This window comes from Pseudomonas sp. NFR09 (genome assembly GCF_900111535.1).
GTDB classification, from domain to species: Bacteria; Pseudomonadota; Gammaproteobacteria; order Pseudomonadales; family Pseudomonadaceae; genus Aquipseudomonas; species Aquipseudomonas extremorientalis.
Genome location: NZ_FOIH01000017.1, coordinates 16,745 through 35,288, shown reverse-complemented (window position 1 = coordinate 35,288; position 18,544 = coordinate 16,745). Strand labels below are relative to the sequence as shown.

The following is an 18,544-nucleotide window of genomic DNA, read 5'->3' as shown; positions in this document are numbered from 1 at the left end:
GCCATATACTGAGGCAGACTCTTGTTTTGCCAGAGGCTGGCGCCATGCATTTTGACCTGATAGACCTGCGCCTTTACCTGCATATCTTCGACACAGGCAATATCACCGCCGGAGCAGCCCGCAGCCACTTGTCCCTCGCGGCGGCCAGCGCCCGCATCCGAGCGATGGAGGCTTCGCTGGGCATCGAGTTTCTTGAACGTGGCCGCCGTGGCGTTACCCCAACGCCCGCAGGCAAGGCCCTGGCCCGCCACGCCCGCCTGTTGCTGCAACAGGCCGAGCATCTGCGCCAGGACCTCGCGGAATACGCCAACGGCATCAAGGGCCAGGTGCGCCTGCTATGCAACACCACGGCCCTCAGCGAATACCTGCCGGAGTTGCTGGCGGACTTTTTGCGTGAACACCCCAACCTCGACATCGACTTGCAGGAGCTGCCAAGCCTGCGCATCACCCAGGCCTTGCGCCAGGGCACAGCGGACCTCGGGATCATTTCCGACGCGGTAGACACCCACGGCCTGCAGACCCTGCCCTTTCGCGATGACCCGCTGGTGCTGATCACCCCGCAGGATCATCCGTTCACCGCAGGGAGCTTTATCGATAGCCTGCAACACGATTTTGTGGGCCTCGCCTCCCACAGCGCGTTGACGGTTTACCTCGAAGAACAGGCATTGCACGCGGGTTTTCGCCTGCAAACACGCATCCGCGCCGAGGGGTTTGATGGGGTGATCCGCATGGTCGCGCGCGGCGCCGGCCTGGGTATCGTGCCCCAGGCGGCACTGGAGCGCTGGCCGCTGGAATCCAGCTTCAAGGTCCACCCCCTGCAAGAAGAGTGGGCCTGCCGGAAGCTGCTGTTATGCGCGCGCTCGTTCGAACTCCTGCCCGGTTACGCCAAGGCCTTGTTCGACGCCTTGGCCCTGCCCTTGCGGAAAAACCCGTAATACACCGCCGACAAAATCAGCAGGAACGGCACGCCAAACACCAGCGTCATCTTGAACGCCTCGGTTAAATACGTGGTGATCATCACCGCGCCCATCAGCACCAGGCCCAGCAGGGTGCTGTAGGGAAAAAAGCGCAGTTGGAACGACAGCGTCGGCCCACCGTGGCGCTGGCGGTAGCGACGGAAGAACAGGTGCGTAAGGAAGATCATGAACCAGGTGAAGATCGCGCCGAACATCGAGATCGCCATCATCAAGGTGAACGAGCTTTGCGGGTATACCACGTTGAGCAACGTCGCCAGGGCGATGCCCGAACTGGACAGCAGCAACGCATTCAGCGGAATGCCGCTCTTGCTCAAGGCGCCCATGGCCTTGGGCGCGAAGCCGGCACGGGACAGGCTGAACATCATGCGGGTGGTGATGTAGAGCTGGCTGTTCATGGCCGACAACGCTGCGATCAAAATCACGAAGTTCATCACCCCGGTGGCGCCGGGAATGCCGATGGTCTGCATTACCGTGACGAAGGGGCTCTGGGTCTGCCCGGCCTGGTTCCACGGCACGATGGCCAGCATCAGCGCCAGGGTCAGCAGGTAAAACACCACCAGGCGCACGATGGTCGCACGGAAGGCTTTCTTCACCGCCTGTTCCGGGTCGGCCGCTTCACCGGCGGCCACGGCGATCATCTCCACGCTCAGGTAGCTGAAGATCGACACGATCACGGCGATCCACATGCCGCTCAGGCCATGGGGAAAAAAGCCGTCGTGGGCCGTGTAGTTCTGCACGCCGTACTCCGGGTTGCCGGAGCCGAACACGACGTACACGGCGAGGAGGATGAAGCCGACGATGGCGCTGATCTTGATCGTCGAGAACCAGTATTCGAAGTTGCCGAAGGTCTTCACGCTGATGGCGTTGAGCAGGATCAGCACACTGGAAAACGATACGATCCACACCCATTCCGGCACGTTGGCGAACCAGTACTTCATGTACATCGCGACCGCCGTAACCTCCGCACCCACCGCCAGCACAATCGCCGCCCAGTAGGCGTAGCGCACCAGGAAACCGGCCAGCGGGCTGATGTAGAACTCGGCATAAGCGCCGAACGAGCCCGAGGTGGAATGCGCCACCGTCATCTCCGCCAGGCAGCCCATCAATAACAAGGTGATCAACGCGCCGATGGCATAGCTCACCAGCACACTGGGCCCGGCATACCCAATGGCATAGGCACTGCCCATGAACAGCCCGGTGCCAATGGCGCCGCCGATGGCGATCATGCTCATCTGGCCGGAAGTGAGCTGGCGCCGCAGGCCCAGTTCGCGGTGGGTGATCTCGGCAAAGCCGGTGTCTGGCGTGGTCATGTGGTGTGCCCCATTATTATTGTGATTGCACTATTTATTAACTGTTGTCACAAATTCCCTGTGGGAGGGGGCAAGCCCCCTCCCACATCTTTATCTGCGTTGTGGTCAGGTCACGCTGTTGCGGACTTTGAATTGCGGTTGGTCCCAGGTGCGGTTGTCGAGGATTTCGCCCAGGATTTCCACGGCATCAAACACCTCGGTAAAGCTTGTGTACAACGGCGTAAACCCAAAGCGCATGATGCGCGGCTCGCGGTAGTCACCGATCACGCCACGGGCGATCAAGGCCTGGATCACCGCGTAGCCTTCGGGGTGTTCAAAGCTCACATGACTGCCGCGCCGGGCGTGTTCACGCGGGGTGATCAGCACCAGTTCATGAGCAGCGCAACGTGCTTCGACCAATGCGATAAACAGATCGGTCAACGCCAGGGACTTGCTGCGCAGACTCGCCATATCGGTCTGGGCGAAAATCTCCAGCCCGCATTCCACCATCGCCAGCGAGGCGATCGGTTGGGTGCCGCACAGGTAACGCGCGATACCCGCACTCGGCGCGTAGTTCGATTCCATGGCGAACTGCCGGGTGTGACCGAACCAGCCCGACAACGGCTGGCGCACCACATCCACCAACGCCGGGTTGACCCACACAAACGCCTGGGAGCCCGGGCCGCCGTTGAGGTACTTGTAGGTGCAGCCAATCGCATAATCGGCACCGGCCTGATGCAGGTCGATGGGCACCGCGCCCGCCGAGTGCGCCAGGTCCCAGATACTCAGCGCGCCGCACTCATGGCTCAGGGCAGTCAGCGCCTGCATGTCGTACATGTAGCCGGTCTTGTAGTTGACGTGGGTGAGCATCACCACCGCTACATCCTGGTCGATGGCCTGGGGCAATTCGTCCGGACTGTTCACTAGGCGCAGGGCATAGCCCTGTTGCAGCAGCTCGGCCAGGCCTTCGGCGATATACAGGTCGGTCGGAAAGTTGCTCGCCTCGCTGACGATCACCTTGCGGTGCGGTTGGCGTTGACGCTGCACGGTCAACGCGGCGCTGAGCACCTTGAACAGGTTGATCGAGGTGGTATCGGTGATCACCACTTCACCGTCGCCCGCGCCGATCAACGGCGCCAGGCGGTTACCCAGGCGCTGGGACAGGTCCGCCCAGCCGGCGCTGTTCCAACTACGGATCAGGCCATTACCCCATTCTTCGGCAATCACTGCCTGGGCTCGTGCCAACGCCGTCACCGGGCGTGCGCCGAGGGAGTTGCCGTCGAGATAGATCACGCCCTCCGGCAACGCAAACTGGCGGCGCAGTGGCGCCAGCGGATCTTGTTCGTCGAGGGCTAGGCAGTGGCTTCGCGTGGTCATGGGCTGTCCTGGTTTTTATAGGTAAGAATGGACCAAATAATGAACGAACTTTTAGAGAATTTTCGTGCAAAGTGGCGGGCAACAGGCTAATTAAGCTGTAGGAAATTCGAATTTAACCCCCAAACACGCGGATTTATTCTAACCATGATTCTCGACGCCACCGACCTGCGCCTCCTGCATTTCCTGCAGCAGGATGGCCGCATCAGCAACCAGGAACTGGCCGAAAAAGTCGCGCTGTCGCCGTCCGCGTGCCTGCGCCGTCTGCGCCTGCTGGAGAGCGAGGGCATCATCAGCGGTTACCGTGCGGTGCTGAATGCGGAGCAGTTGGGGATTGAGCTGGAGGCCATCGTGCACCTGTCGTTGCGCCAGGATGTGGAGGATTGGCACGAGACGTTCATCAAGAAGGTGCAGGGCTGGCCGGAGGTCGCCAGCGCCTACGTGATCACCGGCGCCAGCAACTATGTGCTGCGGGTGCAGGCGCGCAACCTCAAGCACTTTTCGGACTTTATCGTGAACCATCTGAACCGCACGGCGGGGGTGATGGATATCCGTTCGGAGATTGTGTTGCAGAAGATCAAGGATCGGGATGAGGTGCTGGACTTGGTGGTACGCAAATAACCACGCCACCACAATACCCTGTGGGAGGGTGCTTGCCCCCGATAGCAATGGTTCAGCCAATTAATATATTGGCTTCACCGCCGCCATCGGGGGCAAGCCCCCTCCCACATTTTGAATCGCGTTTAATCTTCCAGAGCGCGGACTCGTTGCATGCGTTTCTGCTCTACCGGCGCATCCGCTACCTGCAACGCAAAGTCAAAATCAATCTGCGCAAACCGCCCCTCCACGCCAAACTCCCGCGCCAGTTGCGGGTCGTCACTGAAGCGAATCTCGGCGATCAACTCATTCCGCGTCGCATAGGCAAAGTCGTCATGCAGGTACGGGTCATCCGACAGGTTGATCTGTGTGGTCAGGTGCCGGTGCCCCGGCGCCGAAATAAAGAAGTGGATATGCGCCGGCCGCTGCCCGTGGCGCCCGAGCTGATCCAGCAGTTGCTGGGTCGGCCCGGTCGGTGGGCAACCGTAGCCCGACGGCACGATACTGCGGAACCGGTAGTTGCCTTGGGCATCGGTCTCGATGCGCCGGCGCAGGTTGAACTCCGATTGCGTCGGGTCGAACCACGAGTAAGTACCGCCCGTATTGGCCTGCCACACGTCCACAATCGCCCCGGCCAGCGGTTTGCCGTTGGTATCGCGCACCTGCCCGCGCATGAACAGCGGCACCGCATCGTCCTTGCCATCATCCAGCCGCGCCTCGTACTTGCTCAACGGCGCCCCGGCCACATACAGCGGGCCTTCAATGGTGCGCGGCGTGCCGCCGGATTTGCCGGCTTCCTCGTCGGCAGCGTCCATCAGCAAGTCCAGGTAATGCTCAAGGCCCAGCCCGGCGGCGAGCAATCCGGCTTCCTGGTGCTTGCCCAGCTCGTTGAGGTAGTTGACCGCCTTCCAGAACTCTTCCGGGGTCACTTCCAGGTCTTCGATGATGTTCACGGTGTCGCGCAGGATCCGGTAGATCAGCGCCTTGGTGCGCGGGTTGCCAGCGTCGTTGAGGTTGCCGCTGGCCTCTTCGAGAAACTGTTGGGCATGGGCAGTCTGGGACAGTCGGATGGACATGGTGCATTCCTCATCTTGTAGTTATTGGTCTGGAAACCGGCCTAGCGGTCGTCGTCATGGATCGACGACGGGTGCCGGCACAGGGCATTCACTTCGATGGCCATATAGGGGAACAGCGGCAGTTGCATCAGCAGGTCATGCAGCGCCTGCACGCTGTCGACATCGAACACGCTGTAGTTGGCGTAGTGCCCGGCGATGCGCCACAGGTGGCGCCATTTGCCTTCGTGTTGCAGGCGCTGCGCCAGCGCCTTTTCATCGGCCTTGAGGCGGGCTGCGCGCTCGGGGTTCATGTCGAGCGGCAGGTTCACGGTCATTTTTACGTGGAACAACATGACAGGCGCCTCTTAGTGTTTGTCACGACGCAAGAACGCCAGGCGCTCTTCATCGATGGCCAGGCCCAGGCCCGGTGCGGTGGAGATATGCAGCTGGAAGTCGCGGTACACCGGCGGCTCGGTGAGGATGTCTTCGGTAAGCAGCAACGGGCCGAACAGCTCGGTGCCCCACGCCAGTTTGTTCAGCGTAAGGAAGGCATGCGCCGACGCCAGGGTGCCAATGCCGCCTTCGAGCATGGTGCCGCCGTACAGGCCGATACCCGCCGCTTCGGCAATCGCGGCGGTGCGCAGCACGGCACGTGGGCCGCCGTTCTTGGCGATCTTGAGGGCGAACACCGACGCCGCGCCGTCGCGGGCCAGGTTGAACGCGTCCTCGACGCACTCGATGGATTCATCCGCCATGATCGGCGCCGGGCTCGACAGGTTGAGCCGTGCCATGCCGCCACGGTTATTGCGCGAGATGGGCTGTTCGATCAGGTCGATGCCGTTGTCGCCGAGCACCTGGCACGCCCGCAGTGCCACCGCTTCGTCCCAGGCCTGGTTGACGTCGACGCGCACGCTGGCGCGGTCGCCCAGGGCCTTTTTGATCGCGATCGCATGGGCCAGGTCCTGGCTGACCTCACCGGCGCCGATCTTCAACTTGAAGAGGCGGTGGCGGCGCAGGTCGAGCATCTTTTCGGCCTCGGCAATGTCCTGCTCGGTGTTGCCGCTGGCCAGGGTCCAGGCCACCGGCAGCGCGTCGCGCACACGCCCGCCGAGCAGTTCGCTGACCGGCAGGTGCAGGCGTTTGCCGAGAGCGTCGAGCAAGGCGCTTTCGATACCGGACTTGGCAAAGGTGTTGCCACGGATGCTGCGCTCCAGGCGCAACATGGCAGCGTTGATATTACTGGCGTCCTGGCCGATCAGCAGCGGCGCGAAGTGGCGGTCGATGTTGACCTTGATGCTGTCGGGGCTTTCATTGCCATAGCTCAAGCCGCCAATGGTAGTGGCTTCGCCGATGCCTTCGATACCGTCGGCGCAGCGCAGGCGGATGATCACCAGGGTCTGGTTTTGCAGGGTGTGCATCGCCAGCTTGTGCGGGCGAATGGTGGGGAGGTCGACGATGATCGTGTCGATCGACTCGATGGCGCAAATCGGCATGGCTATACCCGTTGGGTTCTTTATAGGTTTTAGCCGATTCTGTGCCGTATTTTTCAAGGCTTCCAATATAGAATGGGTCTCGCACAATACCCTGAAGGTATGAAAGGAGCCGTCATGGAACTGCGTCACCTGCGCTACTTCCAGGTGCTGGGAGAGACCCTCAACTTCACCCGCGCCGCCGAACGCCTGCACATCGCCCAGCCGCCATTGAGTCGGCAGATCCAGCAATTGGAGGATGAACTGGGCGTCATTTTGCTTGAACGTGGCCGACCGCTGCGGCTGACCGAGGCCGGGCGGTTTTTTTATGAACACGCCAACGTGCTGCTGGAGCAATTGAACAAGGTCTGTGACAACACCCGGCGTATCGGCCAGGGCGAGAAGACATGGCTGGGCATCGGTTTTGCGCCGTCGACCCTGTACGGCGTGCTGCCCGAATTGATCCGCCGATTGCGTACCCATGAGGCGCTGGAGCTGGAGTTGGGGCTGTCGGAGATGACCACTTTGCAGCAGGTCGAAGCGCTCAAGGCCGGGCGCATCGACGTGGGGTTCGGGCGAATTCGCATCGATGACCCGGCCATCGTCCAGCGCGTGCTGGTGGAGGACCGGCTGGTCGCCGTGCTGCCTGCCGGTCACCCGTTGCTCGATGCGCCCGCCACCCTCGCCCAACTGGCCGCCGAACCTTTTGTGCTCTACCCCGGCAACCCACGCCCCAGCTACGCCGACCATGTGATCGCGCTGTTCGACGCCCATGGCTTGAGCCTCAAGGTGGCGCAGTGGACCAACGAGTTGCAGACCGCCATTGGCCTGGTCGGCGCCGGCATGGGCGTGACGCTGGTGCCCGCCTCGGTGCAAGTGCTGCACCGTGCAGACATCGGCTACACGCCGATTGTGGAAGCCACGGCGACCTCGCCAATCATTCTGAGCCGACGGGTGAATGACCAGTCGCCAGGGCTCAGTCATTGCCTGCAACTGGTGGAAGAGCTCATCTGATTTATCCCAAACACTACAAACCCCTGTGGGAGCTTCATTGTATTCAAAGGCTGCGCAGGCGCTTGCGCTGCAGGGTTTGGCTAGGGGACTCGTCGAACAATTTTCGATACTCCGCCGAAAACCGCCCCAGGTGGGTAAAGCCCCAGCCCAGGGCGATCTCAGAGATGGTACGGGTAGAGCCGTGTTCAAGGATTTCCTGGCGCACGACGCCCAGCCGGTACTTCTTCAAATAGGCCATCGGCGACAGCGCAAAGTATTTGCGAAAGGCATCGAACAGCTTGAACCGCGATACCCCCGCAGCGGCCTCCAGGTCCTCCAGGTGCACCGCTTCCCGAGCGTTGTCATGGATGTACTGCCGCGCACGGATCAGATAATGCGGCAGTTTCACGCCCAGGACATCGCGCAGTTCTTCGGAGTAGTTGTTCGGCTGGGCCAGGATCAGGCCCTTGATCAGCGAGCTTTCCAGGTCGCGGGTAAAAGCGGCCTGCTCGTATAACTCGCTGCCATGCTCAAGCTCGGCGATGAAGTAGCGCGCCATGCGCCACCACGACGCCGAAGCGCCGTCCACTGCGTCCATCACCGACTCAAAGCGCAGCGGCGCCTCAATCGGCCGTTGCAGCAAACCTTCCAGCGATTCACTCATCGCCGCCCGCGTGATCACCACCTGCAACTTTCGGCAATCGCCGGAGATCGCCAGCACCTGATGCTCATTGGGCGAGATGATCACGCCCTGGTCGCGGTTGGAACTCAGGCGCTCACCGTTCTTGCTCAACTCCTGTTCGCCCACCAGCGGCAGGCTCAGGCTGTAGCTGCTGAAATGCTCGGCGTCTTCGATGTCGATGGTCACGTCGGTGCCGTACTCGATCACCCCCAGGGTGGTGGCGCGGGACTTGAACACGTTGGCGCTGTGGTGAAAGCGCAGGCGCTCCGGCGTATTGGTGGCCAGGCGATGGGGCCCGCAAATGCCCGACATCCAGCTGCGGGCGCCTTCCAGGTCGAAGCGTTGAATCGTTTGGCTGCTCATCAGGGTGCACCCACGGCGGTTAGGCTGTTGCGCGCTCTGGCGGCGCGTCGTTGTTGTTCGACAGCAATTAATGCGCCACGCCGGCGCAATGGCCAGCGGGTGGATAGCAAGGGTCGACTAAGTGGATAAGACCCCGGCTTTTGCGACCACTGCCCTGCAAGACAGTAGCGCATCCCGTCACCGCTGCGCACCGGGTTGGGTATTTGCTGCCCAATTATCCGGCGCAGGTTCCCCCACTAAGCGGATAGCCCGCGTCCTGCCGCGCTGCCTCTAATAAACCACCGATCAGCCCCTATCAAAAAGGTGCCTCCCATGAGTGGTGCAAGAAGCGTCGAGCAGTGGAAAACGTTTATCGAAGGTTGCCTGGACTTTCGCCCGGTGGATGAAGTATTCCGCATCGCCCGCGACATGTTCACCGAGCCGGAACTGTTCGATCTGGAGATGGAACTGATCTTCGAAAAGAACTGGATCTACGCCTGCCACGAAAGCGAACTGGCCAACAACCACGACTTCGTGACCCTGCGCGCCGGGCGCCAGCCGATGATCATCACCCGCGATGGCGAAGGCCGCCTCAATGCGTTGATCAACGCCTGCCAGCACCGCGGCACCACGCTGACGCGGGTCGGCAAAGGCAACCAATCCACGTTCACCTGCCCGTTCCATGCCTGGTGCTACAAGAGCGATGGCCGGCTGGTGAAGGTCAAGGCGCCGGGGGAATACCGGGACGGTTTCGACAAGGCCACGCGCGGCCTGAAAAAGGCGCGCATCGAGAGCTACAAGGGCTTTGTGTTTATCAGCCTGGACGTAAATGGCAGCGACAGCCTGGAGGATTTCCTCGGCGACGCCAAAGTGTTCTTCGACATGATGGTCGCGCAGTCCGCCACCGGCGAACTGGAAGTACTGCCGGGCAAATCCGCCTACACCTACGACGGCAACTGGAAGCTGCAGAACGAAAACGGCCTGGACGGTTATCACGTCAGCACCGTGCACTACAACTATGTGGCCACCGTGCAGCATCGCCAGCAGGTGAACACCGAGAACGGCACAGGGGCCGGCAGCACCCTGGACTACAGCAAACTCGGCGCCGGCGACGCCAATACCGATGACGGCTGGTTCGCCTTCCACAATGGCCACAGTGTGCTGTTCAGCGACATGCCCAACCCCAGCGTGCGCTCCGGCTACGCCACCATCATGCCGCGCCTGGTGCGGGAGCACGGCCAGCAGAAGGCCGAGTGGATGATGCACCGCCTGCGCAACCTGAATATCTACCCGAGCCTGTTCTTCCTCGACCAGATCAGCTCGCAGCTGCGCATCATCCGCCCGGTGGCGTGGAACAAGACCGAGATCATCAGCCAATGCCTGGGGGTGAAGGGCGAGTCCGACGCCGATCGCGAGAACCGCATCCGCCAGTTCGAAGACTTCTTCAACGTGTCGGGCATGGGCACGCCGGATGACCTGGTGGAGTTCCGCGAAGCCCAGCGCGGGTTCCAAGGCCGGCTTGAACGCTGGAGCGACATCTCACGCGGCAGCCACCGCTGGGCAACCGGGCCCACGCCGAACAGCGAAGCCATCGGCATCCAGCCGGCCATGACCGGCACAGAATTCACCCATGAAGGCCTCTACGTTAACCAGCACCGCAACTGGCAGCAGTTCCTGCTCAACGGCCTCGATCAACAAGCGCTGAAACTGCGGGAGGTGAAATGATGAATGCCCCATTGCAGTACCGCATCGAACAGTTCTTCTACCGCAAGTCCGAGCTGTGCGACGCCCAGGACTGGGACGCCTATGTGCAGTTGTTCGACCCGCAGAGTGAGTTCCACTTGCCGCAGTGGGACTCGGAACACGTCTACACCCGCGACCCCAAGCGCGAAATGTCGCTGATCTACTACGCGAACCGTTCGGGCCTGGAAGACCGCGTGTTCCGTTTGCGCACCGGCAAGGCGGCGTCGGCCACACCGATGCCGCGCACGCTGCACATGATCAACAACGTGCGCGTTGCCGAGCAGGCGGATGGCACGCTGGAGGTGCGACTGAATTGGCACACGCTGTTCTATCGCCTGGCCACGTCGGAGCAGTTTTACGGCCACGCCACCTATACCCTCAAACCGGAAGGCGACAGCTGGTTGATCACCCGCAAGCATGCGCTGCTGCTCAACGACACCATTAACTCGGTGCTGGATTTCTATCACCTCTGACCACGGCTAAATCACCGAGATGCTCTTGTGGTGAGAGTGCTTGTTGTGGCGAGCGGGCTTGCCCCGCGTTGGGCTGCGTAGCGGCCCCTCTGGAAGACACCGGGTTTTCAGCTGGAAAAATGCGGTGGTCTTATTGGGGCTGCTTCGCAGCCCAACGCGGGGCAAGCCCGCTCGCCACAAGTTATGCGCACGTTATAAATATGCGGAGAGCAACACATGAATCACAAAGTGGCCTTCAGTTTTGCCGACGGCAAGACGCTGTTCTTCCCCGTCGGCGCCAATGAAATCCTGCTGGATGCAGCACTGCGCAACGGCATCAAGATCCCGCTGGATTGCCGTGAAGGCGTGTGCGGCACTTGCCAGGGCCGTTGCGAATCCGGCGAGTACAGCCAGGATTATGTCGACGAAGAGGCCCTGTCCAACCTCGACCTGCAACAGCGCAAGATGCTCAGTTGCCAGACGCGGGTGAAGTCCGATGCGACGTTCTACTTCGACTTTGATTCGAGCCTGTGCAATGCGCCGGGGCCGGTTCAGGTCAAGGGCACCGTGAGCGCGGTGGAGCAGGTGTCGGCCAGCACGGCGATCCTGCAGGTGCAGTTGGATCAGGCACTGGATTTCCTGCCGGGCCAATATGCACGCCTGTCGGTGCCTGGCACGGACAGTTGGCGCTCGTATTCCTTCGCCAACCTTCCGGGCAATCAATTGCAATTCCTGGTGCGCCTGCTGCCGGATGGGGTGATGAGCAACTACCTGCGCGAGCGTTGCCAGGTGGGTGATGAACTGGTGATGGAAGCACCCCTCGGCGCTTTCTACCTGCGGCACGTCTGCAAACCCTTGGTGCTGGTGGCGGGCGGCACCGGGTTATCGGCGTTGCTGGGCATGCTCGATGAACTGGCCGCCAACGGCTGCGACCAGCCCGTGCACCTGTACTACGGCGTACGTGGCGCAGAAGACTTGTGCGAAGCGGCGCGCATCCAGGCCTACGCCGCGAAAATCCCGGACTTTCGCTACACCGAAGTGCTCAGCGCGCCCTCGGACGAATGGCCCGGCAAGCGCGGTTACCTCACCGAGCATTTCGACCTGGCCGAATGGCGGGACAGATCGGCGGATATGTACCTGTGCGGCCCCCCTCCAATGGTCGAATCCGTCCAACAATGGCTGGCGGATCAGGCACTTGATGGCGTTCAGCTGTATTACGAAAAGTTCACGCAGAGTAATATCTGACCCTCAGCACTTCTGAGGGGTAGATGCGGCGTGCACTCCACCCTGAGAAAAACAAGTAGAAGGGAATGTTAATGGCGGATGACATGGTTAACCCGGTGGGCCTCAAGCGTGGCCTGAAGAACCGGCACATTCAGTTGATCGCCTTGGGAGGGGCGATCGGCACGGGGTTGTTCCTCGGCTCGGCCGGGGTACTCAAGTCGGCGGGGCCGTCGATGATCCTGGGCTACGCGATTGCCGGTTTTATCGCATTCCTGATCATGCGCCAGCTTGGCGAGATGATCGTCGAAGAGCCGGTGGCCGGTTCCTTCAGCCACTTCGCCCACAAATACTGGGGCGGCTACGCGGGCTTCCTGGCCGGCTGGAACTACTGGGTACTCTACGTGCTAGTAGGCATGGCCGAACTGACGGCGGTGGGCAAGTACATCCAGTTCTGGTGGCCGCAGATCCCGACCTGGGTCAGCGCGCTGGTGTTCTTCGTGGCGGTGAACCTGATCAACACCCTCAACGTGAAGTTCTTCGGTGAAGCCGAGTTCTGGTTCGCGATCATCAAGGTGGTGGCGATTGTCGGCATGATCGTGCTCGGTTGCTACCTGCTATTCAGCGGCACCGGCGGCCCGCAGGCGTCGGTGAGCAACCTGTGGAGCCACGGCGGGTTCTTCCCCAATGGCGGCATGGGGCTGTTGATGTCCATGGCGTTCATCATGTTCTCCTTCGGTGGCCTGGAGTTGGTGGGCATCACCGCCGCCGAAGCCAGCGAACCGCGCAAGGTCATCCCGAAAGCGATCAACCAGGTGGTGTACCGCATCCTGATTTTCTACGTCGGCGCATTGACCGTGCTGTTGTCGCTCTACCCATGGGACCAACTGCTGCAAACCCTCGGCGCGTCGGGCGATGCCTACAGCGGCAGCCCATTCGTGCAGATCTTCTCGCTGATCGGTAACGACACCGCCGCCCACATTCTCAACTTCGTGGTGCTGACCGCGGCGCTGTCGGTGTACAACAGCGGCGTGTACTGCAACAGCCGCATGCTGTTCGGCCTGGCCGAGCAAGGCGATGCGCCCAAGTCGCTGATGAAGCTGAACAAGCAAGGCGTGCCGATCCGCGCCCTGGCGATTTCGGCCCTGGTGACGATGCTGTGCGTGGTGGTCAACTACGTCGCACCGAAGAGCGCCCTGGAGTTGCTGTTCGCGCTGGTGGTTGCCTCGCTGATGATCAACTGGGCGCTGATCAGCATCACCCACATCAAGTTCCGCAAGGCCATGGGCGAACAGGGCCTGACGCCGTCGTTCAAGACCTTCTGGTTCCCGTTCAGCAACTACCTGTGCCTGGCGTTCATGGTGATGATCATCAGCGTGATGCTGGCGATTCCGGGCATCAGCGAGTCGGTGTATGCGATGCCGGTGTGGGTGGGGATTATCTACATTGCCTATCGGCTGCGGGTTCGCAGAAGTCACGCGATAGTCAACGCGCAGTGATGCCTGTGGGAGGGGGCTTGCCCCCGATAGCGGTCTATCAGTACCCGATGTACTGACTGACACTGCCATCGGGGGCAAGCCCCCTCCCACATTTTGTTTACAGCGTGGAACGTACTCGCCACAGTTCTGGGAACAGCACGGTATCGAGCATCTTGCGCAAATACCCCACACCTTCCGTGCCACCCGTGCCCGGCTGGAAGCCGATAATCCGCTCCACCGTCGTCACATGGCGGAAACGCCACTGACGGAACGAATCCTCCAGGTCGATAAACTTCTCGGCCAACTGATACAAATCCCAGTAACGCTTCGGGTCGCGGTACACCTCACGCCACGCCGCCTCCACGGACTCATCGTGAACCGTCGCCGCCGTCGGGTCGCGCTCGGCCCGCTTTGGATCAATCGCCAGGCCCGCCTTGATCATCAGGTTGATCGCCTCGTCATACAGCGACGGCGTGGCAATTGCCACTTTCAACTCGTTCAACAGTTCCGGCCGATGGGCATGGGGCCGCAACAGCGCCGCGCTTTTATTGCCGAGGATAAATTCGATCTCGCGGTACTGGAATGACTGGAACCCCGACGACTGCCCCAGGAACGGGCGAATCGCCTTGTACTCCGAGGGCGTCATCGTCGCCAGCACCGCCCAGGCGTGCACCAGTTGATCGAAGATCCGCGACACCCGCGCCAGCATCTTGAACGCCGGTGGCAGCTCGCCCAGGCGTACATGTTCGCGGGCGGCCTTGAGTTCGTGGAGCATCAGCTTCATCCACAACTCCGAGGTCTGGTGCTGGATGATGAAGAGCATTTCGTTGTGGTCCGGCGACAGCGGGTGCTGGGCGCTGAGGACTTTGCCCAGGTCCAGGTAATCGCCGTAGCTCATGGACTCGGAAAAATTCAGTTCGGCGTTATGCCATTCTTCGGGCGGCTGATAGTCAGCAGAGAAGGGACATTGGCTCATCGCGTGGGCTCCTTGAGCGGGCGGAGAATGGCGCGGACAGGGCTCGCGTCGAGGTTGGCAAAGCGCAGCGGCAGGGCGATCAGTTCGTAATCGCCCTCGGGGACGTCATCGAGCACGATGCCTTCGAGAATCGCCATGCCATGGCGCGCCACGGCGTTGTGGGAATCCATGGTCTTGGACTGCTGCGGGTCCAGCGAGGGCGTATCGATGCCGATCAAGCGCACTCCGAGGCTGGCGAGCAGCTCGATGGTCTGCGGGGCGATGGCGGTGAAATTAGAATCCCATTCGGTCAGCGGCGCTTGTGGATAAGTTCGCAGTAACACGCGCTCCGGCAAGTTATCCACACGGTCTTGAAGTTGGTGCGGCTGTATAAGCGCACCGCTGTCCAGGCAATGCAGCACGCGGCAAGGCCCCATGTACACATCCAACGACACCTCACCGATGGCCGCGCCGTCCGCGCTGTAATGCAGCGGCGCATCCACGTGGGCGCCGGTGTGCGGCGACAAGGTAATGCGCCCGACATTCACTGGACACTCCGGGCCGAACTGCCACACGCGCTCTTCCTGGAACGGCGTATCCCCCGGCCAGGTCGGGGTCGCCGTACTCAAGGGCGGGCTGATATCCCACCACGTTTTTATTGGGTTCATTTCAGGGCTCTCGGCGGTTACTGGGGTGAATGATACGAGGGCCGGCTGCGAATTTTCTTGCGAATTCTGGCGTGAGACAGGAAATCTTTCGCACTTACTGCGAAGAACGGACGAGAAATCGCACAAATATATCGTCCGGATGCGTCACCGTGCCCTGTGGGAGCCGGGCTTGCCCGCGATGACGGTGGCACTGCTTGCATCTTCATAGCCTGACACTCCGCTATCGCGGGCAAGCCCGGCTCCCACAGGGGTTCGCGGTAATTTCCGGATCATCACACCGCTGCGCTTCTGGGCATCCCGATGTCGAGTTCAGACCACTGACGCAACGCCCTAGGCCTTAGGGTGCATCCTTCCATTCCCTTCCTCGGAGTCATCATGTCCAAGCCCATCACCGTACTGCGCGACACTCATCCCCTGCCGGTCCTGGACGCGTGCAAATGGGAAAAACTCGAAGGCGACCCGCACACCGTCAACCTCAACGCCTACACCAGCGAAGACGGCAGCAAGATCATGGGCACCTGGATCTGCACCCCGGGCAAGTGGTACGTGGACTACGTGAAGTGGGAATACTGCCACTTCCAGGAAGGCTACTGCATCATCACGCCGGAAGGCCTGGAGCCGATTCACTTGCGAGCTGGGGATATCTTCGTGGTGGAACCGGGGATGAAGGGGACGTGGGAAGTGGTCGAGACGGTGCGTAAATATTTTGTGTTTGCTTGAGCCGCAAAAACCCGGGAGCCCACTATTAGCAGGCTCCCGGAACCGCCCCTACTTGGGCTTGCGATAGCTATTGATGATCGCCGAGAAGTCCTTGCCCCCTTCCCCACGCTGGCTCATCGATTGGTACAACTGCTGGGCCACAGCGCCCAGAATCACGGGTTGCTTGGCCTGACGTGCAGCCTCAGTAGCCAGGCCCAGGTCCTTGAGCATCAGGTCAGCACCAAACCCACCGGTATAACCACGGGACGACGGCGCGGTTTCAATCACACCCGGCCACGGGTTGTAGGTATCGGAACTCCAGCAACGTCCGGTTGAGCTGTTGATGATGCCGGCCAGCACCTGGGTGTCGATGCCCAACGCGTCGCCCAGCGCCATGGCTTCGCTGACGCCGACCATGCTGATCCCCAACAACAAGTTGTTGCAGATCTTGGCGATTTGCCCCGTGCCCACCTCACCGCAGTGCACGATGTTGCGGCCCATCTGCGCCAGAACCGGTTGCAGGGTGGCGAACAGTTCCGGGGTGGCGCCGACCATGAAGGTCAGCGTCCCGGCTGCGGCGCCGCCCGTGCCGCCGGAGACCGGGGCGTCGGCTACGGCCACACCTTGTTCGGCCGCCACAGCCGCTACGTCGCGGATGGTCTGCGGGTCAATGGTGCTGCAATCCACCGCCGGTACGCCTTTGCCGATGCCGGCAAGTACACCGTCTTCATTCAGCCAGACGCTGCGCACATGGGCGGCGGCGGGCAGCATGGTGATCACCAGCTCAGCGCCGGTGGCCGCATCACGCGGCGAATCGCTGATGGTGCCACCCAGCTCGGCCAGTTCCTTGAGCACCGCCTGGTTCAGGTCAAACAGGTTCAGCGCATGGCCGGCCTTGATCAGGTTGCGGGCCATGGGAGCGCCCATGTTGCCCAAGCCGATAAATGCAATCTTCATGGTCGTCTCCCGGAATCAGCGCAGGTTGATGGTGGTGTTGACGCCATCGTTGACCGAGTCGTCGTCGAACCAGCGGCTGGTGACGGTCTTGGTCTGGGTGTAGAACTGCACCACTTGCTTGCCATATGGGCCGAGGTCGCCAAGCTTGGAACCACGGGAACCGGTGAAGCTGAAGAACGGCACCGGCACCGGGATCGGGATGTTGATGCCGACCTGGCCTACATCGATTTCGCTCTGGAACTTGCGCGCCGCCGCGCCGCTCTGGGTGAACAGGCCAGTGCCGTTGCCGAACGGGTTGGCGTTGACCAGGGCGATGGCCTCATCGAGGGTCGCCACTTCCAGCACCACCAGCACCGGGCCGAAGATTTCCTGGGTATAGATCTGCATGTCGGTGGTCACGCCCGAGAACAGCGTCGGGCCGACAAAGTTGCCTTGCTCGAAGCCCGGCACCTTGATGTCGCGGCCATCCAGCTCCAGCTTGGCGCCCTCTTTCACACCGCTTTCGATCAGCTCCAGAATGCGTGCCTTGGCACGCTTGGAAATCACCGGGCCGACATCGGTGCCGGCTTCGCTCCCCGCATTGACCTTGAGCTTTTGCGCCAGCGCTTTCAGGTCCGGCAGCCATTGCTTGGACGCGCCCACCAGCACCACCACCGAAGTGGCCATGCAACGTTGGCCCGCCGCACCGAAACCCGCACCGACCAGGGCATTGAGGGTGTGTTCACGGTTGGCATCCGGCAGCACCACGGCGTGGTTCTTGGCGCCCATCATCGACTGCACGCGCTTGCCGTGTTTGCCGGCCAAGTCGTAGACGTGAGTGCCCACGGCGGTCGAGCCCACGAAGGACACGGCCTTGATGTCTTTATGAGTGCACAGCGCATCCACCACATCCTTACCGCCGTGCACCACGTTGAGCACGCCAGCCGGCACGCCAGCTTCCAGCGCCAGCTCCACCAGCAGCATCGTCGACAGCGGGTCCTGCTCGGAGGGCTTGAGGACGAAGGTGTTCCCGCAGGCGATCGCCATCGGGAACATCCACAGCGGAATCATCGCCGGGAAGTTGAACGGGGTAATGCCGGCGCACACGCCGATGGGTTGGCGCAGGGTGTAGGTGTCGACGCCACCAGCGACGTTTTCAGCAAACTCGCCCATTTGCAGGGTGCCGATGGAGCAGGCGTGTTCCACCACTTCCAGGCCACGGAAAATATCGCCTTCGGCATCGGCAATGGTCTTGCCCTGCTCGTTGCTGAGGACCACGGCGATGCGCTTGGAATGTTCGCGGATCAAGGCTTGCAGCTTGAGCATGATGCGCATGCGCGCGCCGATCGGCGTCAGCTTCCAGGTCTGGAAGGCGCGGTGGGCAGCATCGATGGCAGCGTTGACTTCATCGGCAGTTGCGAACGGGACTTTGGCCAGCACCTCTTGGGTGGCCGGGTTGACGATGTCTTGCCACTCGGTGGTCTTGGACTCGACCCACTCGCCGTTGATCAGCAACTTGACCTGTTGCACGGAAATATCGGCAGATGCGTTCATGTGGTCTCCAATCTTATATTTATGCAGAGACAAGGCGCGTAACCGCCTTGGGAAATGAGG

At 61.4% G+C, this 18,544-nt stretch carries 18 protein-coding genes; 8 read left to right on the top strand and 10 right to left on the bottom strand.

All coding sequences use genetic code 11. The annotated features are described in order from the left end of the window. Positions 1-44: 44 nt before the first annotated feature. Entirely contained in the window at positions 45-935 is an 891-nt protein-coding gene (locus tag BMX59_RS28665) for a LysR family transcriptional regulator (protein ID WP_093128257.1), read from the top strand. On the opposite strand, the gene BMX59_RS28660 is transcribed toward BMX59_RS28665, so the two are convergent. Continuing rightward, positions 881-2,287, bottom strand: coding sequence for an amino acid permease (locus BMX59_RS28660; protein WP_093128255.1), 1,407 nt, complete (start codon positions 2,285-2,287; stop codon positions 881-883). The genes BMX59_RS28665 and BMX59_RS28660 overlap by 55 nt on opposite strands. A gap of 105 nt (positions 2,288-2,392) precedes the next feature. Further along, complete coding sequence (gene kynU, locus BMX59_RS28655; protein WP_093128253.1) at positions 2,393-3,643, bottom strand: kynureninase; 1,251 nt, start codon at positions 3,641-3,643, stop codon at positions 2,393-2,395. 144 nt (positions 3,644-3,787) lie between these two features. Between kynU and BMX59_RS28650 the strand changes: the two genes are divergently transcribed. Next, on the top strand, positions 3,788-4,261 hold the full coding sequence (locus BMX59_RS28650) for an Lrp/AsnC family transcriptional regulator (protein WP_003176072.1): 474 nt from the start codon (positions 3,788-3,790) through the stop codon (positions 4,259-4,261). Positions 4,262-4,383: 122 nt separating this feature from the next. Here BMX59_RS28650 and catA read toward each other — a convergent pair whose 3' ends face one another. The 3 genes from catA to BMX59_RS28635 are packed head-to-tail and all read right to left on the bottom strand — an operon-like array spanning position 4,384 to position 6,785. Further along, positions 4,384-5,313 (bottom strand): catechol 1,2-dioxygenase, encoded by a 930-nt coding sequence (catA, locus tag BMX59_RS28645; RefSeq protein ID WP_093128251.1) that lies wholly within the window; start codon positions 5,311-5,313, stop codon positions 4,384-4,386. 41 nt (positions 5,314-5,354) lie between these two features. Continuing rightward, positions 5,355-5,645 carry a muconolactone Delta-isomerase gene (gene catC, locus BMX59_RS28640; protein ID WP_092249420.1) on the bottom strand — a complete coding sequence of 97 codons (291 nt, stop codon included), beginning with the start codon at positions 5,643-5,645 and terminating at the stop codon, positions 5,355-5,357. 12 nt (positions 5,646-5,657) lie between these two features. After that, positions 5,658-6,785, bottom strand: coding sequence for a muconate cycloisomerase family protein (locus BMX59_RS28635; protein WP_093128249.1), 1,128 nt, complete (start codon positions 6,783-6,785; stop codon positions 5,658-5,660). Between the two features lie 114 nt (positions 6,786-6,899). Between BMX59_RS28635 and BMX59_RS28630 the strand changes: the two genes are divergently transcribed. Beyond that, positions 6,900-7,775 (top strand): LysR family transcriptional regulator, encoded by an 876-nt coding sequence (locus BMX59_RS28630; RefSeq protein ID WP_093128247.1) that lies wholly within the window; start codon positions 6,900-6,902, stop codon positions 7,773-7,775. A 43-nt stretch (positions 7,776-7,818) separates the two neighbouring features. Here the strand turns inward: BMX59_RS28630 and BMX59_RS28625 are convergent, their stop codons facing one another. Next, positions 7,819-8,799 (bottom strand): AraC family transcriptional regulator, encoded by a 981-nt coding sequence (locus BMX59_RS28625; RefSeq protein ID WP_071489157.1) that lies wholly within the window; start codon positions 8,797-8,799, stop codon positions 7,819-7,821. A 312-nt stretch (positions 8,800-9,111) separates the two neighbouring features. On the opposite strand from BMX59_RS28625, the gene antA reads away from it, so the two are divergent. The 4 genes from antA to BMX59_RS28605 all read left to right on the top strand — a co-directional run bounded on the left by antA (position 9,112) and on the right by BMX59_RS28605 (position 13,693). Continuing rightward, positions 9,112-10,503, top strand: coding sequence for an anthranilate 1,2-dioxygenase large subunit (gene antA / locus BMX59_RS28620; protein WP_093128245.1), 1,392 nt, complete (start codon positions 9,112-9,114; stop codon positions 10,501-10,503). Then, on the top strand, positions 10,503-10,994 hold the full coding sequence (antB, locus tag BMX59_RS28615) for an anthranilate 1,2-dioxygenase small subunit (protein ID WP_092249435.1): 492 nt from the start codon (positions 10,503-10,505) through the stop codon (positions 10,992-10,994). The genes antA and antB overlap by 1 nt, the downstream gene beginning before the upstream one ends. 216 nt (positions 10,995-11,210) lie before the next feature. Then, positions 11,211-12,218 carry an anthranilate 1,2-dioxygenase electron transfer component AntC gene (gene antC / locus BMX59_RS28610; protein ID WP_092249438.1) on the top strand — a complete coding sequence of 336 codons (1,008 nt, stop codon included), beginning with the start codon at positions 11,211-11,213 and terminating at the stop codon, positions 12,216-12,218. A 71-nt stretch (positions 12,219-12,289) separates the two neighbouring features. Beyond that, the gene (locus BMX59_RS28605; RefSeq protein WP_071489153.1) at positions 12,290-13,693 is read left to right on the top strand and encodes an amino acid permease; all 1,404 of its coding nucleotides are present in this window, start codon (positions 12,290-12,292) and stop codon (positions 13,691-13,693) included. 97 nt (positions 13,694-13,790) lie between these two features. Here the strand turns inward: BMX59_RS28605 and kynA are convergent, their stop codons facing one another. Continuing rightward, on the bottom strand, positions 13,791-14,648 hold the full coding sequence (gene kynA, locus BMX59_RS28600) for a tryptophan 2,3-dioxygenase (protein ID WP_071489152.1): 858 nt from the start codon (positions 14,646-14,648) through the stop codon (positions 13,791-13,793). Next, positions 14,645-15,295: an arylformamidase gene (kynB, locus tag BMX59_RS28595; protein ID WP_093128242.1), complete on the bottom strand. Its 651-nt coding sequence runs from the start codon at positions 15,293-15,295 to the stop codon at positions 14,645-14,647. Before kynB ends, kynA begins: the two co-directional genes overlap by 4 nt. A gap of 375 nt (positions 15,296-15,670) precedes the next feature. Between kynB and BMX59_RS28590 the strand changes: the two genes are divergently transcribed. Beyond that, positions 15,671-16,015, top strand: a complete 345-nt coding sequence (locus BMX59_RS28590) for a cupin domain-containing protein (RefSeq protein ID WP_010206533.1) — start codon at positions 15,671-15,673, stop codon at positions 16,013-16,015. A 48-nt stretch (positions 16,016-16,063) separates the two neighbouring features. Here BMX59_RS28590 and mmsB read toward each other — a convergent pair whose 3' ends face one another. Continuing rightward, a complete protein-coding gene (gene mmsB / locus BMX59_RS28585; RefSeq protein ID WP_092249450.1) occupies positions 16,064-16,951 on the bottom strand; it encodes a 3-hydroxyisobutyrate dehydrogenase in 888 nt (295 codons plus the stop codon). Between the two features lie 15 nt (positions 16,952-16,966). Continuing rightward, on the bottom strand, positions 16,967-18,484 hold the full coding sequence (locus BMX59_RS28580) for a CoA-acylating methylmalonate-semialdehyde dehydrogenase (protein WP_092249453.1): 1,518 nt from the start codon (positions 18,482-18,484) through the stop codon (positions 16,967-16,969). Positions 18,485-18,544 lie beyond the last annotated feature (60 nt).